14 protein-coding genes are annotated in these 16,047 nt (G+C 32.6%); 5 read left to right on the plus strand and 9 right to left on the minus strand.

Annotated features, from left to right (window positions below):
- The first annotated feature begins 78 nt into the window (after positions 1–78).
- The 4 genes from CHRY9293_RS04085 to CHRY9293_RS04100 all read left to right on the plus strand — a co-directional run bounded on the left by CHRY9293_RS04085 (position 79) and on the right by CHRY9293_RS04100 (position 3,182).
- Positions 79–1,293 carry a TCR/Tet family MFS transporter gene (locus tag CHRY9293_RS04085; RefSeq protein ID WP_162031717.1) on the plus strand — a complete coding sequence of 405 codons (1,215 nt, stop codon included), beginning with the start codon at positions 79–81 and terminating at the stop codon, positions 1,291–1,293.
- 169 nt (positions 1,294–1,462) lie between these two features.
- On the plus strand, positions 1,463–1,798 hold the full coding sequence (locus tag CHRY9293_RS04090) for a Sec-independent protein translocase subunit TatA/TatB (RefSeq protein ID WP_162031718.1): 336 nt from the start codon (positions 1,463–1,465) through the stop codon (positions 1,796–1,798).
- Positions 1,799–1,800: 2 nt separating this feature from the next.
- Entirely contained in the window at positions 1,801–2,367 is a 567-nt protein-coding gene (locus CHRY9293_RS04095; RefSeq protein WP_162031719.1) for a phosphatase PAP2 family protein, read from the plus strand.
- Entirely contained in the window at positions 2,364–3,182 is an 819-nt protein-coding gene (locus CHRY9293_RS04100; protein WP_162031720.1) for a tetratricopeptide repeat protein, read from the plus strand. Before CHRY9293_RS04095 ends, CHRY9293_RS04100 begins: the two co-directional genes overlap by 4 nt.
- Before the next feature lie 5 nt (positions 3,183–3,187).
- On the opposite strand, the gene CHRY9293_RS04105 is transcribed toward CHRY9293_RS04100, so the two are convergent.
- Positions 3,188–3,661, minus strand: coding sequence for a 23S rRNA (pseudouridine(1915)-N(3))-methyltransferase RlmH (locus CHRY9293_RS04105; protein WP_122546939.1), 474 nt, complete (start codon positions 3,659–3,661; stop codon positions 3,188–3,190).
- A gap of 31 nt (positions 3,662–3,692) precedes the next feature.
- On the opposite strand from CHRY9293_RS04105, the gene CHRY9293_RS04110 reads away from it, so the two are divergent.
- Positions 3,693–4,688 (plus strand): YihY/virulence factor BrkB family protein, encoded by a 996-nt coding sequence (locus tag CHRY9293_RS04110; protein WP_162031721.1) that lies wholly within the window; start codon positions 3,693–3,695, stop codon positions 4,686–4,688.
- Between the two features lie 6 nt (positions 4,689–4,694).
- Here CHRY9293_RS04110 and nhaA read toward each other — a convergent pair whose 3' ends face one another.
- From nhaA to CHRY9293_RS04150, 8 genes are all read right to left on the minus strand, one after another.
- Positions 4,695–5,870: a Na+/H+ antiporter NhaA gene (gene nhaA / locus CHRY9293_RS04115; protein ID WP_162031722.1), complete on the minus strand. Its 1,176-nt coding sequence runs from the start codon at positions 5,868–5,870 to the stop codon at positions 4,695–4,697.
- Between the two features lie 2 nt (positions 5,871–5,872).
- The gene (locus tag CHRY9293_RS04120; RefSeq protein ID WP_162031723.1) at positions 5,873–8,083 is read right to left on the minus strand and encodes a RelA/SpoT family protein; all 2,211 of its coding nucleotides are present in this window, start codon (positions 8,081–8,083) and stop codon (positions 5,873–5,875) included.
- A 108-nt stretch (positions 8,084–8,191) separates the two neighbouring features.
- The gene (locus tag CHRY9293_RS04125) at positions 8,192–8,557 is read right to left on the minus strand and encodes a hypothetical protein (protein WP_122546943.1); all 366 of its coding nucleotides are present in this window, start codon (positions 8,555–8,557) and stop codon (positions 8,192–8,194) included.
- 249 nt (positions 8,558–8,806) lie between these two features.
- The gene (gene acs / locus CHRY9293_RS04130; RefSeq protein ID WP_162031724.1) at positions 8,807–10,717 is read right to left on the minus strand and encodes an acetate--CoA ligase; all 1,911 of its coding nucleotides are present in this window, start codon (positions 10,715–10,717) and stop codon (positions 8,807–8,809) included.
- 62 nt (positions 10,718–10,779) lie between these two features.
- The gene (locus CHRY9293_RS04135) at positions 10,780–12,666 is read right to left on the minus strand and encodes an AMP-binding protein (RefSeq protein WP_162031725.1); all 1,887 of its coding nucleotides are present in this window, start codon (positions 12,664–12,666) and stop codon (positions 10,780–10,782) included.
- A 77-nt stretch (positions 12,667–12,743) separates the two neighbouring features.
- Positions 12,744–13,106 carry a response regulator transcription factor gene (locus tag CHRY9293_RS04140; RefSeq protein ID WP_162031726.1) on the minus strand — a complete coding sequence of 121 codons (363 nt, stop codon included), beginning with the start codon at positions 13,104–13,106 and terminating at the stop codon, positions 12,744–12,746.
- Positions 13,107–13,115: 9 nt separating this feature from the next.
- The gene (locus tag CHRY9293_RS04145; RefSeq protein WP_185153192.1) at positions 13,116–15,815 is read right to left on the minus strand and encodes an ATP-binding protein; all 2,700 of its coding nucleotides are present in this window, start codon (positions 15,813–15,815) and stop codon (positions 13,116–13,118) included.
- Positions 15,808–16,002, minus strand: coding sequence for a hypothetical protein (locus CHRY9293_RS04150; protein WP_122547355.1), 195 nt, complete (start codon positions 16,000–16,002; stop codon positions 15,808–15,810). Before CHRY9293_RS04150 ends, CHRY9293_RS04145 begins: the two co-directional genes overlap by 8 nt.
- Between the last annotated feature and the right edge of the window lie 45 nt (positions 16,003–16,047).

Raw genomic sequence — 16,047 nt, forward strand, 5'->3', positions numbered from 1 at the left:
AGCCTTTCAGAAATGAAAGGTTTTTGTGTTTATATAGTCTATAAGGATTATCCATATTTTTTTTTATTTTTGCATATGATGAAAAATTCGAAAAAAAAAGCAGCCATCGGTTTCATATTCATAACATTACTGATTGATATTACAGGCTGGGGAATTATTATTCCGGTAATTCCTAAATTAATAGAAGACCTTATTCAGGGTGATGTAAGTGAGGCTGCTAAATATGGTGGATGGTTAGGGTTCGCATATGCATTTGTACAATTTATTTTTTCTCCGGTAGTGGGGAATTTAAGTGATAAGTTTGGGCGAAGACCTATTATTTTAATTTCTCTTTTGGGCTTCGCCTTAGATTATATATTATTAGCTTTAGCCCCTAATATTTTGTGGCTTTTTTTAGGGCGAATAATTGCAGGTGTTACCGGTGCAAGTGTTACCGCCTCAAGTGCATATATAGCGGATGTTTCTAGTGATGAGGATAGAGCTAAAAACTTTGGCCTGATTGGAGCTGCTTTTGGAATAGGATTTATTATAGGACCTGTTTTTGGAGGTATATTAGGTCATTATGGAGCAAGAGTTCCATTTTATGCCGCAGCAGGCTTATGTTTGCTAAATTTTCTTTATGGATATTTTATACTTCCAGAAAGTTTAGACAAAGATAAAAGAAGGGAATTTGACTGGAAACGAGCTAATCCAATAGGCTCATTTAAGTTTTTGGGGAAACATCCTGAAATTTCGGGACTTATTACTTCATTAATATTGATCTATATTGCGGGACATGCTATTCAGAGTAACTGGAGTTTCTTTACTATGTATGAATTCAATTGGGATGAAAGAATGATAGGTATTTCTTTGGGAGTTATTGGCTTATTGGTAGGATTAGTACAAGGAGTATTGATTAGATGGACAACCCCTAGACTGGGAGATCAAAAAAGTATTTATTATGGATTAATATTTTATACAATCGCCATGTTGTTATTCTCTTTTGCTTCGCAGGGATGGATGATGTTTTTATTCCTCATTCCTTATTGCTTAGGAGGGATATGTGGTCCGGCTCTTCAATCTGTCATTACAAAAAGTGTTCCTTCTAATGAACAAGGGGAATTGCAAGGGGCGTTAACGAGTCTAATGAGTGCAACTGCAATCGTTGGACCTCCTATGATGACGAATCTATTTTATTTTTTCACCCATGATAATGCTCCATTTAAATTTGGAGGCGCACCATTTTTTCTGGCATTTATTTTAATGGGAATAAGCGTCGTTATTACGTATTATGCTTTTCAAAAAAGGAATTAAAAAATAAATAATAAGTAAAAAATAAGAAATTCATATATGGTTTCTTATTTTTTTTGTTTTAGAGTGGATTTATACAGGATTCTAAAGTAAAATATTTTAAAAATCTTAAAATTTGTTTAAAACTTTAGTTTTCTCTTCATAAATGTATAAACTTTTGTAATTTTACCACATGGAATTAAGCTTTGGAGAAATGGCATTAATTGCTATAGCAATTGTTGTATTATTCGGACCAGATAAACTTCCACAAATAGCACGTGATTTAGGTGCGGGAGTGAGGAAGATGCGTGGAGCAGTGGAAGATATTAAAACGGAAATCATGAAAGAAACAGATAATCCTGTTTCTGAGATAAAACGTGAGATTGAAAAAGTAAAAGATGCTGCAAAAGATTTTAATCCGATAAAAGATATAGATAAGAATTCGGTAGGTGAGCCTCAAGCCGATGTTGTAGCTTCTGCTCCAAAACCTGCTGACGATGAGTCTCATGAAGGACCTGTAAGTAGATAGCAATGGAAGAAATAATTCTAGAAGATAAAAAGGTTTTCTTATATCTTAATAATTTAGGAAGTTCTCCTTTCGATCAGTTATGGATGCTTATTTCCAGTACATGGATTTGGGTTCCGCTTTACATTATTTTTTGCTATCTTTTATTCAAAAATTATAAACTGAGGTCTTTTGTTTTTATCTTATTGTTTATTGCCATTGGAGTTACTGTTTCTGATCAATTGGCCAGTGTTTTCAAATATGGAGTGGCAAGGTTAAGGCCATGTCATGATCCTACTTTAGAGCACCATATGAGAATTGTAAAATGTGGAGGACAGTATGGATTTTATTCAGCTCACGCTTCTAATACATTCTTTTTGGCAAGTTATTTAACTATTTTATTGAAGGATAAGATTAAATGGTTTCCTTACGCTATATTTGTATGGGCTATAATAGTTTCTTATAGTAGAATTTATTTAGGAGTGCATTTTCCGATAGATATTTTGGTAGGAGTGTTTGTAGGATCTTTATTGGGAGTGATATTTGGTGCACTTGCCAAAAAAGTGATCAACAAACAAAATATAATTTCATGAAAAAGAATTTATTACTTTTATCATTCATTTTTTCTTCATTTAATTTTTACGCTCAAGATAAAACGATTGCAGAAGACTGTTTTAAGAAAGCTGATTACAAATGTGCAGAAGAGCAATATTCAAAGTTAGCTCAAAATGAAAAAATTCAACAAATCCAATCGGAATATTATAATAATTTAGGAACATCTCAACGGAGATTAGGGAAAACTAATTTAGCTTTCAAGTCTTATGAATCTGCTTTGAAAGCAAATCCTATGTCTGCTTCTGTTTATGCAAATTTAGGTTCCATTCATGGACAAAAAGGAAGTAAGCAGAAGGCTTTAGAATATTTAAATAAAGGCTTGCAAATTGAACCTGAAAGTGCAGATATGTATCTTACTCGTGCGAAAATTTATGAAAGTTTGGGTAAAAAAGATCTTGCGGCAAAAGATTTGAATCAAATTTTAAGTTTTGCTCCGGATAATATTTATGCAAGAACAGGATTAGCTAATCTTAAAAAAAATAGTGGCGATTTAGAGGGCTCATTACAAGATTATAATCAGCTTATTTCTGAGAAACCGGAATCTTTGCTGTACAGTGGTAGGGCGGATGTTTACTTTAAGCTAAAGAAAAATAAGGAAGCTCTTGCTGATGTCAATAAAGCTATTTCCATTGATCCTAAATTTGCACAAGCTTATGTGAATAAAGCCTTAATCTTATTTGATTTATCAAAACCTAAAGAAGCATGTTCAAGCCTAGATAAAGCGGTAAGTTTAGGATATGAAAAACCTTTACTTTTAGAATATTACGAGAAATGCGATAAGAAGGAAAAATAAGATTATTAATCGTTATGATAAGGTTTTCCTTGCAAAATCTGATCGGCACGATATACTTGTTCGACAATAAATAACCGGATCATCTGGTGGGTAAATGTCATTTTAGATAATGACATTTTTTCATTCGTCCTATTATAAATTTCTTCAGAAAAACCATAGGCCCCTCCGATTAATAGATGTATTTTTTTTATAGAAGAGTTCATCCAATGATCAATTTTTTGAGAAAATTCACGGCTTGTAAATTGTTTCCCTTTTTCATCCAGAATAATAACTAAATCATTTTTATCGATATGATTCATAAAAAGTTTGGCCTCTTCTTTTTTTAAAAGTTCCGGAGACAGATTTTTAGCATTTTTTACATCGGCAATTTCGATGATTTCAAAATTCCAATGTTTTGGAAGACGTTTAAGATAATAATTAATTAATGAGGTGATTTCTTTATCATCTGTTTTACCAATACAAAGTAAATTAATCTGCATTTCATATATTTGCTAAGCACAAATATACTTTATGGGCATACAAGTTCCTAAATTTATCTTGAAAATTCAAGAATTTTTTGATGATATACATATTCCTGTACTGGGAATATCACTTTGGCAAATGTTTCAAATATATATATCTGGAATTTTTAAAGGTAATATCGGGCGTAAAGCTGCTGCAATTTCCTGGAGTTTTACAATAAGTTTGTTTCCGTTTCTGCTTTTTCTTTTGTCTGTTTTGCCCTATATGCCGCATTATGATAAACTTCAGTTTTATATATTTGAAGTTCTTATTCATAATATTTTTCCTTCCAATATGGAAAATGATGTAAGAGGTTATATCGAACAGAATATTATTCCTAATATGAGGGGAATTAGCAATTTAACGATTCTTCTTGCGCTTATATTTGCAACTAATGGAACTTTCTCTTTGATTAATGGATTTAATGAAAATACAGATGGAAAACTAACCAATGTGAAAGAGTTTATACTTTCGTTTTTCATTACTATAGGCTTTATTACGATTGTTTTTTTAGCCCTTTTTGGAGTGTATTATTCTGAAGTGGTTTTAAAGCTATTTACTCCTAATTATGATATTCCGTGGTTGGTGGATAACCTTTCAAAAATCATTGGTTTTGTTTCTTTTCCCTTATTTTACTTTGTTCTTTTAACTCTTTTTTATTGGTTGGGGACGGTGAAGATGACTAGATTCAGGCAAGCCATACCAGGTGCTATTCTTACTACTATTTTGTTTGTTGTAACTACTTATTTTTTTGCTATTTATGTGAAAGATATTGCTAGATATAACGTTCTTTATGGTTCAATTGGAAGCATGATACTTCTTATGGTCTGGGTAAATGTAAATGTCTATCTTCTATTATTTGGGAATGAACTTAATATGGCAATCAGGAAAGTAAGGATTGAAAAGTTACTATCTGATGAGCTTATAAAAGAAACATCTTATTTCCACAGTCAATATAAAGAACCTAATTTAGAGAGTGATGATGAGCATAGACGAAATAAATGAAAGATATTAATCTTCAGGTTCATATTCTTTTTTTGAACTTATATATAATACAATATATCCTATAAGAGATGCAGAAATAGAGGCTATTAATATAGCGAATTTGGCCTCGTCTTGTATATCTATTTTTTCCTTAAACGATAATAAAGCAATAAAAATAGACATCGTGAAACCTATTCCTGCTAAAAGTCCCACTCCTAGCATGTGTGACCATGAACTATTTTGAGGAAGAGAGCTAAGTTTTGATCGTATTGCAATATAGGAAAATAGATTAATTCCAATCAGTTTTCCTAGAACCAATCCTGCTATAATTCCCATCCCCAACGTACTTGTCAATCCTTTCATTATATCATTTCCGAAGCTAATATTCGTATTAGTTAATGCAAAAAGAGGCATGATGAGAAAGCTTACCGGAAAATGAAGTGTATTTTCAAGTTTTTCTAAAGGAGAAATTTTAACATTCGACTCATTGGTAGGTATGGAGAAGGCAAGTATAACCCCTGCAATTGTGGCATGGATTCCTGAATGGTGAAGGAAATACCATAAAAAAATACCCGGAATAATATAGAATAGAATTTTTGTTACTTTGAAGAAATTGAGAATAAACAATAAAATGGATATTCCTACAGATAATAATAAGTAGAACCAGTGAATTTGTTCTGTGTAGAAAATAGCAATCACCAAAATAGCTCCTAAATCATCTACAATAGCTAATGCGGCTAGGAAAATTTTTATGGAATTGGGAACTCTATTGCCTAGCATGGAAACAATAGCTAATGAAAATGCAATATCCGTTGCCATTGGGATTCCCCATCCATTACTATATTCGGTTCCATAATTGAAAAGGGTATAAATCAATGCGGGAACCAACATTCCTCCAATTGCTGCAAAAATAGGTAATGAGGCATTTTTAAAAGAGGAAAGTTCTCCCTCGATTAGTTCTCTTTTGATTTCCAGCCCAACCAAAAGGAAAAATACAGTCATTAATCCATCATTAATCCAAATACTTATGGGGTATTTCAAATGGATAAGATCAAAACCTAATTCTCTATCTAAAAATTGTTGAAAACTATTTGCAGCTGAAGAGTTTGCTATAATTAAAGACGTTAATACGCAAAAAATCAGTATAATTCCTGAAGATTGATTGCTTTTGAAAAATTTTTTAAAATATAAAGATAAATTCATGCTTAAGATTGTAATCGTCTGACTCTTGAAACCCCATTAATATCTTTTAATTTTTTAAATGTTTGTTCAAGCTGGCTTTTATTTTTGACTTCTAAATTAATATTTCCAATGAAGAAACCATCATTGGATTCAATTGACATACTTTTCATATCCATTCCCATTGCTCCACTAATGACCGTGGTAATATCATTAAGCATTCCCATTCTGTCTAATCCCTCAATTTCAATTTTCACTCTATTTTTGAAACTTTCGGCATTTACCCATTTAGCAGGAATTACTCTATAGTCATATTGGGCTCTCAGATTAATTGCGTTGGGGCAGTTATCACTATGCACCTTAATTCCTTCAGAGATGGTAATAAATCCGAATATTTTATCGCCAGGTATTACGGTACAACATTTGGCATAAGTATAATTGAGTTTTTCTTCGTCTTTTCCAAAGACGATCATGTCTAAATTTTGTTGTTTGGATTCTTCAAAATGTTGATTTTTTGCAGGAGATTTTCTGAATCGGGACAGTAAATTATTAAAAACATTTTTACTTTCGATATATTTTCTCAAGCTACTTGCATCCAGTTCATTACTTTGAAACTTTAAGAATAATTCTTGGGAAGTTTTAAGATTAAAGAATTTTTGAAGTTTATTGATCTCCTCATCATTGAAGTTGATCTTGGCATGACGTAATTTTCTTTGTAGAATTTCTTTGCCTTCTTCAACCAGTTGATTTTTTTGTGAATTTAAATAACTTTTGATTTTAGACTTTGCTTTAGAGGTCACTACAAATTCTAACCAGTCAGATTTTGGTTTTTGATTTTGAGAGGAAAGAATATCTACCTGATCACCATTTTGAAGAGTGTAAGAGATTGGAACTAGTCTTCCATTGATCTTAGCGCCTAAACATTTCATTCCCAAATCAGAGTGAACTGCAAATGCAAAATCTAAAGCCGTAGCATTGGTCGGTAAAATTTTTATTTCTCCTTTTGGCGTAAATACGAAAACTTCTTTAGAATATAAGTTAAGTTTTATGTTGTCTAATAGTTCAGAGGTAGAAAGATTTTGCTGTTGTTCCAAAACCTCACGGATCTCTGTTACCCAGTTTTCGAAGTTTCTGTCCTCAGAGCTTTGTTTATATCCTTCTTTATATTTATAATGAGCAGCAACTCCTTTTTCTGCAATTTCGTCCATTCTTTCAGAACGAATCTGTACTTCAATCCATTTTTTATCCGGACCAAGAACTGTTAAATGCAAACTTTCATATCCTGTAGAACGAGGTTGTGTAATCCAATCACGCATTCTTGATGGATTACTGTGATATACATCCGTTACAATTGAATAAATTTTCCAGGCAAGAAATTTCTCATTTTTAGCATCAGATTTATAAATAATTCGAATAGCATAATTATCAAAAACTTCTTCAAAAGAAACGCCTTGTTTCAGCATTTTTCTATAAATCGAAGAAATGGCTTTAGCTCTTCCTTTGATAGTAAAGTTGAGGCCTTCTTCTTTGAGTCTTTCTGAAACTTCTGTTTTAAACTCTTCAATATATTTCTCACGGCTCTCTTTAGCCAGTTCTAGCTTTTCAGTAATCTCGTTATAGACTTCCGGATTATTATATTTTAAAGATAGATCTTCAAGCTCAGATTTAATATTATATAATCCCAGACGGTGGGCCATGGGAGAATATATGTATACGGTTTCTGAAGCAATTTTTTTCTGTTTATCCGGAGCCATGCTTTCCAGCGTACGCATGTTATGCAATCGATCTGCAATTTTAATGAGAATGACTCTAAAATCTTCTGAAAGCGTTAATAGTAATTTTCTGTAATTTTCTGACTGTACAGAAATATTTTGATGATTCATGATGGATATTTTCGTTAATCCATTCACGATATTGGCTATTTTTTCTCCAAAAATTTTTTTAAGATCCTCATATGTATAATCTGAATCTTCAATAACATCATGTAAAAGGGCACATGCAATTGAATTCGCACCAAGGCCTATCTCTGTGGCGACAATTTTAGCGACAGCAATAGGGTGATATATATAAGGTTCACCTGTTTTTCTTCTTTGATCTTTATGAGCGTCTAAAGCTATATCAAATGCCTTTCGAATGAGCTTATTATTATCCTCATCCAACGTTCTGTATGTGTTGGAAATCAAATCTTTATATCTGGATAAGATCTCTTTATTTTCTTGTTCTAAGTTGTAGCTCACTATTTTGAAATGACTATATTTAAACGAAAATACGAAAAAAAATGCACTTTTCAAATAATGAAAAATCCGTAGAAAACTCTACGGATTCGGTTATTAGCTTTTCTTTTCTTAAAATTTGACTTCAGAGTCCATTCCAGTATTGGATGTTTTGATTTTAACATCGGGGCTGTCATGAATTTCTGCTTTATTTCTTGCATTTATATAGCTTTTTAAATGAGCGTAATCTGCTTGATCTATACTCATATTTTCAAATATATAGGTTTTAAATACAGCATTTTGATTAAAGACATTTTTAGCTTTATCAATTTCACTGAGATCCTTTACAACAACACTTGCCATGTAAGAGGAATTATGAATCGGATCATTGAGGTAAACAATGTAATCTGAATTTCCGAATCCTGAATTTTCAAGGTCCGCCTCAAGCTTTTTATAATCGCTGTGATGTTGAAATACTCCAGCTAAAATACTTGACATAAGCAATAGTTTTAAATTTGTACTTTAAAGATAATAATAATTTTTTAAAATAATTGAATTTTAATTAATAAAATTTTAAATTAATTATTTTATCTATAAGGTTTTCGAGAAAGTTTTGAAAATGTCTATTGAACAATCGTTTAGTTGATCCTAATAATCAAATAATTAATTGAGGTAGTATTCTTATATGAGTTGAGCCCATTAAAGGAAAAAAATGGGCTCATTTTTTTTAAGTTAAAGATATTCAGTCTAATCTATCCTTTCATTTTTAATTTCTTCTACAATTTCGGGGTTTAAAAGAGTAGTGATATCTCCAAAATTAGTAAAATCTCCTTCTGCAATTTTTCTTAAAATCCTTCGCATGATTTTCCCTGAACGAGTTTTAGGAAGCCCTGATACGAATTGAATTTTATCCAATTTGGCAATAGGACCAATTTGATCTGAAATCAATTGATTAATTTCTTTTGTGAGATTATCTTTTTGACGACCTTCTCCCGATTCTTTTAGAATTACAAAACCATATAAAGCATTTCCTTTAATATCATGAGGATAGCCTACAATAGCTGATTCTGCAACTGCGGGATGTTCATTAATACTGTCTTCAATAGGTGCGGTTCCTAAATTATGTCCAGATACAATAATCACGTCATCGACACGGCCCGTAATTCTGTAGTATCCGACTTCATCTCTTAATGCACCATCTCCCGTAAAATATTTTCCGGGAAAAGCGGTGAAATAGGTTTCTTTATATCTTTGATGATCTCCCCATATTGTTCTTGCAATCCCTGGCCAAGGAAAGCGAATGCATAAATTTCCGGTTACTTGATTTCCTGTAATTTCGTTACGTTTGTCATCCATCAAAACAGGCTGGATTCCGGGTAATGGGAGAGTGGCATAAGTGGGTTTGGTAGGAGTAACAAAAGGAAGTGGTGAAATCATAATTCCTCCTGTTTCGGTTTGCCACCATGTATCAACAACGGGACATTTTTTCTTTCCAACATGATCATTGAACCAATGCCAAGCTTCATCATTGATAGGTTCTCCAACAGAGCCAATAACCTTTAATGTACTTAAGTCGTGTTTATCCACCCATTCTGTACTTTCTTTCGCAAGGGATCGAATAGCAGTCGGAGCGGTATAGAATTGAGTAATTTTATGTTTTTCAATAACTTCCCAAAAACGGTCAGGCTCAGGATAAGTGGGAATTCCTTCGAAAATTACAGTGGTTGCTCCATTTAGCAGTGGCCCGTAAAGAATATAGGAGTGACCTGTAATCCATCCAATATCGGCTGTACACCAGTAGATGTCATTTTCTTGGTAGTTAAACACATTTTTAAAGGTATAGGCTGTATATACCATATAACCAGCACAAGTATGAAGCATTCCCTTTGGTTTGCCTGTTGATCCTGATGTGTACAAAATGAAAAGTGGATCTTCGGCATCCATGATTACAGTTACGAAATCAGGCGATGCTTTATCATATAAATCTGACATCCAGAAATCTCTTCCTTCTTTCATTGTAACATCATTGTTCGTTCTTTTTACAACCAGTACAGATTGTACTGTAGGTGTTTTTTCAACCGCTTCATCAACGATGCTTTTTAAATCTATCACTTTATTTCCTCTAAAGCTCCCATCTGATGTAATGACCATTTTTGCTCCACAATCATTGGCTCTTGAAGCAACTGCAGAAGATGAGAATCCTGCAAAAATTACAGAATGTACTGCACCTAATTTTGCGCATGCTAACATGGTGATGGCGAGTTCCGGAATCATGGGAAGATAGATACAAACTCGGTCTCCCTTCTCAATTCCCATTTCACGTAGAACATTGGCCGTTTTGTTCACACGGTTGTACAGTTCGTTGTAGGAAATATGTTGGGCTTTCTCTTTAGGATCATTGGGTTCCCAAATGATAGCTGTTTTGTCCCCTCTTACGGACAAGTGTCTATCTAAACAATTCTTGGTGATATTAAGTTTAGCATTTTTAAACCAGGTGATATTGGCTTCTGTCATATCATATTTGACAACCTTATTCCATCTTTGATACCATACAAAATTTTGATCAGCTATTTTGTCCCAAAATTTCTTAGGATTTTTAATAGACTTTTTATATTCCTCAAAATAATGTGGTAAATCTTCTATTAGGTAATTTCTCATATCCCTCTCTTTTTTGAAATTTGAATTTTTATTGTTATTGAATCTATGCTTAATGTATACTTTTATGATCGGTATACTTTTATTTTTTCTTGAATTTCGGTAATAATTTTTTCATCATCAATAGTGGATGGGACTTGAAAGTCCTTTTCGTCCAATAATGTTCTGATGAGCTTTCTTAAAATCTTCCCTGAACGGGTTTTAGGTAATCTTTTGACGACCATCACATTTTTTAAACATGCGACTGCGCCAATTTTTTCGCGAACCATTTTTACAATATCTCTTTCTAAATTTTCTTCCGATATAGTAGAACCATTTTTTAAAACTACTGTAGCAAATGGGATTTGTCCTTTTAAATGATCATCAATTCCTACCACTGCACATTCTGCAACATCCGGATGTGATGATACAATTTCTTCCATTTCCGATGTCGAAAGACGATGTCCTGCTACATTGATCACGTCGTCCACTCTGCCTGTAATAAAGATGTAACCGTCTTCATCTTGAATGGCACCATCTCCAGAGAAATAATATCCATTATATTGTGATAGATAGCTATTCTCAAAACGGTGATAGTCATTCCAGATTCCTAATAAAGCTCCTGGTGGAAGGGGTAGTTTAATCACCAGGAACCCCTCGTGATGTGGGTCAAGTTCTAATCCGTTTTCATCAAAAATTTTAATGTCATATCCTGGAATTGGTTTTCCTGCAGAAGCTCTTTTTATTTGATAATTATTGTCATAGGTCATTAAACCTAGCATTGGCCATCCGGATTCTGTCTGCCACCAATGATCAATGGCAGGAACTCCGATATGTTTTGTAAACCAATCTAGTGTTGCGACGTCACATCTTTCTCCGGCTAAAAATTGTTTTTTAAAATTGGAAAGATCATATTTTTTCACCAATTCTCCATTGGGGTCTTCTTTTTTTATGGCCCGTATAGCTGTTGGAGCAGTAAACATGGCGGCAACTTTGTATTCTGAGATAATCCTCCAAAAGGTTCCTGCATCCGGTGTCATAACAGGTTTTCCTTCAAAAATAATGGTGGTGTTTCGATTTATTAAGGGACCGTATACTGAAAAGCTATGTCCAACTGCCCAACCAAAATCAGATGCTGCCCAATAGGTTTCTCCGGGATCTATTCCGTAGATGTATTTCATGGAGAATTGTAATGCTGTTGCATAGCCACCGGTATCGCGAGTAATGCCTTTTGGTTTTCCTGTAGTGCCTGATGTGTATAGAAGATACAGAGGATGAGTGGACTTAACGGGGACACAATCAACAGGTTTTGATTTTTGAATTAATTCTTCGTAATCAATCAGTCCATCAAACATTTCCTGTTGATTATCAATTAATTTTCTATTATAGACAATGATATTATCAACTTTATCTTGGGCTAATTCGATGGCTTTTTCTACCAGAGGTAAATAGGGTATTATTTTGGTTATTTCTATACCGGCAGTGGCTGTGATTAAAGCTTTTGGTTTGCAATCATCAATTCTAACAACTAGTTCATGAGGAGCAAATCCCCCAAAAACTACATTGTGGATAACTCCAATTCTGGCACAAGCTAACATAGCAAAGAGGGTCTGTGGAATCATGGGCATGTAAATAACAGCTGTATCTCCTTTTTTTAATCCTAAAGAAGCTAATCCTCCCGCTAATTTTGAAATCTCTTCTTTTGCTTCATTAAAAGTAAATTTTTGTTTATAATTTGTTACTGGTGAATCGTAAATGATCGCAATCTGTTCTCCGAAGCCGTCTTCAATATGTTTATCAATGCACAGGTAACACATGTTGAGTTTTCCATCAGAAAACCATTGGGTGTAATTATTGTTATCTTTTGAAAGAATCCGGGTAGGAAATTCAAACCATTGTATACTCTGAGCTTGCTCTTTCCAGAAACTTTCCTTGTCTTCTATACTTTTTCTATATAAAGTATCTTCATTCATATTAATTATTTTTTTTGTGTCTTTTTTAGTTATTGTATTTATAGATATTTGTTTTTTAGATCTTTAATTTCCTAACTCTATATAAACATGTTTTCTATTTGTTGTATTAGTTTTTTTATCGAATAAGGTTTTGTTACGTAGGCATCGGCCCCCATTTCTAATCCTTTTTGAATGTCTTTTGGATTATTTTTGGCGCTCAGAAAAATGACTTTAGTATCTATTAATTTTTCATTTTTTTTAATGGCTTCCAACGTGCTATATCCATCAAGATTAGGCATCATGATGTCAAGAAGGATCACATCTGGGACCATGGTTTTTAGAAAGTCTAAAACTTCTGTACCGTCTCTCGCAATGTATACTTCATAGCCATTTTTTCTAAAACTATATTCTAATGACATCAATATCTTATGTTCGTCATCGGCAATAATTATCTTTTTCATAAGGTGTTTTTATTGATATTCAAATTCATTTTTAATGTTGGACTTCTCTTTAGGAAGGCTGATGATAAAAGTAACTCCGAGGCCGTTGTTTTCAGCCTGAATAGTTCCTCCATGAGCCTGGATTATTTTTTTTGAAATTGCTAAACCTAGTCCACTTCCTATGGGTTTTATAATATTTTGATTTTTAGATTGATAAAACTTATCAAATATCATTTCTAGATCTTCTTCCGGAATGTGTTTTCCGGTATTAAAAATTTTAATGATTAAATACTCTTCTTTTTCAGCTAATTTAGTTTGAATGGTTCCTTGCTCATCTGTGAACTTTAAGGCATTTCCTAATATATTTTGAAATAGCTGAATCATTCTGGCTTCATCATATTCAAATAAAAAATGATTGAGAATATTAACTTCACTTAAATGAATGTTTTTTTGTTGTATCAGATGTAATAGTGGATTTACTGCTTTTTTGTAGGTTTCAAGAATATTGTTTTGCTTAATGTGTAAGGCGATTTCACCATGTTGAAGCCTATCAAGGTAAAGGATATCATTAATAATCTCACTCAGTCTGTCTGATTCAGTTATAATATTATTTAAAAATTCTTTTTTGATTTCTAAAGGAATGTCATCATCATCAGCTAATATTTCTCCTGCAGAACGAATTGCTGTAATAGGAGTTCTCAACTCGTGAGCAACAGAATCCAGAAAATCATCTTTTTGCTGGTCTTTAATAATTAGATTCTCATTAGCCGTTCTCAAATCATCAGAGAGTTTTTGTAATTCTTCTGATTGTTCTGTTAGTTTTTTATTAAGGGTAATATTTTCTTTAGATTCTTCTAAAATATTCAATACTTCTTTTAAAGAAATTTTATCTTCTTTTGTAACGCCTTCTATTAAAATTTTAGCAGATGCTGTTCCAATTCTTCCTGCTAAAAGGTTTTCTGAAAACTTAATGAACCTTGAATCGGCAGTTTCCATTTGAGAATCGATGTTATATTTTAAATTAAATATTCTTAAAGCTTGATCTGTTTTATTTTTGCCTAAAAATCTTTCTAAAATATTTTGAATATCTGAAATATAAGCAGTTCCACGCCAAATAAATGCGTTTTCATGATTTTGAATATATCGATCAATATCCACATATAATTCAGCGAAGTTTCTTTCACGATAGTTACCTTTGATGCTTACTGATATAATAGAAAATAAGCCAGTATTCACTAAAATTGACCAAAAGAATATTTGTGGAATCCTTCCTAAATAAGGGATGGTGAAAAAATCAAATAGATTATATAAGTCTCTTAATACACCTTTGAGTTCTTGATTGTAAGAGAAATAATATTGAGGAATAATCAATCCAAAATAACAAATTGCCAATCCTGAAAGAAGTCCTGCAATAGCACCTTTGTAGCTTCCTCTCCTCCAAAATAAAGCGCCAAAAAAAGCAGGAGCTAATTGAGCAATGACAACAAAGGAAATAAGACCGACAGAATCTAATGAAATTTTTAAAATGAAATATTTGTAAAAAACAAAAGCCATAATAATCAGCCCGAAAATACTGAATTTTCTAATATTCGTAATGCTTCTGGCGTTTTGAATGTCATTTTCAGATTTAAATTTTCCTAATAAACCATAAGGGATAATGAGGTTATTGGAAAGCATAATGGATAAAGTGATGGCAGAAATGATAATCATTGAAATACAAGAACTTAAGCCTCCTAAGAAAACAAAAACAGTAATTAATGTATTATCAAAATGTTGCGGAATTAAAATGGAATAAAATTCGGGATTTACTTTCTGTCCATCAAAAATTAGTCTTCCTCCCCAAGCAATAGGGAAGATGAAGATCGTAAAAATCAGGAGATAAAGAGGAAAAAACCAAATAGCTGTTTTAATATGTTTTTCTTGTCTGTTTTCAACGATGGCTGTGTGAAATTGTCTGGGAAGAATGCAAATGGCAGTCGCAGAAATCATACATAAAATCATCCAATTAAGGGCTTCTTCTGTATTGTTGAATGTATTTTTTTCTTTAAAGTCTTCAAATCGACTGGCTTGTTGATATATATCGGAAAAACCATCAAATACAAAATAAATAACAAAGAACCCTAAAATGATAATAAAGAAAAGTTTTAAAAAACTTTCTAGCGCAATTGCAGAAATAATGCCTAAGCGCTTTTCGGATGCATCTACATACCTTGTTCCATAATATGATGAAAATAAAGCAATTAATACAACAACAAAAGTGGCATTATCAGTTAAGATATTATTAGACATTGAGGTTTCTGTAACGAGATGAAATGTTTCAGAAATGGCCTTAATTTGTAAACCTATATAAGGTATAATGGCGAGCAGGCAGACAATAGTAATGATGGCACTAAAACTTCTACTATTGCCATATCTCAAGGAAATAAAATCAGCAAGACTACTTATTTTATTGACTCTTGCAATTCTTACAATGCGAGTGTTGATATAGATCCAGGCAGGAATAATGATGATAGGACCTATATAGATGGTAAGGTAATTGAGGCCGCTTGTGGCCGCCACTCCTATACTGCCATAGTAGGTCCAAGCAGTACAATATACAGCTAAAGATAATGAATATATATAAGGGTTGTTGATCCAGATTTTACTTTTTTTCTTCTCGGCCAGATAGGCTACTAAGAACAAAAGAGCTAGATAAAATAATACCACAAAAAATAAGGCAACACTACTCATCATATTTTTTTACGATTACAAAAGATATAATAATGGATGCTATCCAAATGATAAATATATAGACCAACATCATGGGATAGCCTAAAACTTTATCTTCACTATTGAATAATAATGAAATAGGAATACTAAACATGATCATAAGACCAATGCTTAGTATAATAAGTTTTTGTTCGTGCCTCTTTTTCATATAAATAAAAGAAAATTGATGGATGATTAATTCATCCATCAATAA

The sequence above is a fragment of the Chryseobacterium potabilaquae genome, assembly GCF_902728265.1.
In the GTDB taxonomy this organism is placed as follows: domain Bacteria; phylum Bacteroidota; class Bacteroidia; order Flavobacteriales; family Weeksellaceae; genus Chryseobacterium; species Chryseobacterium potabilaquae.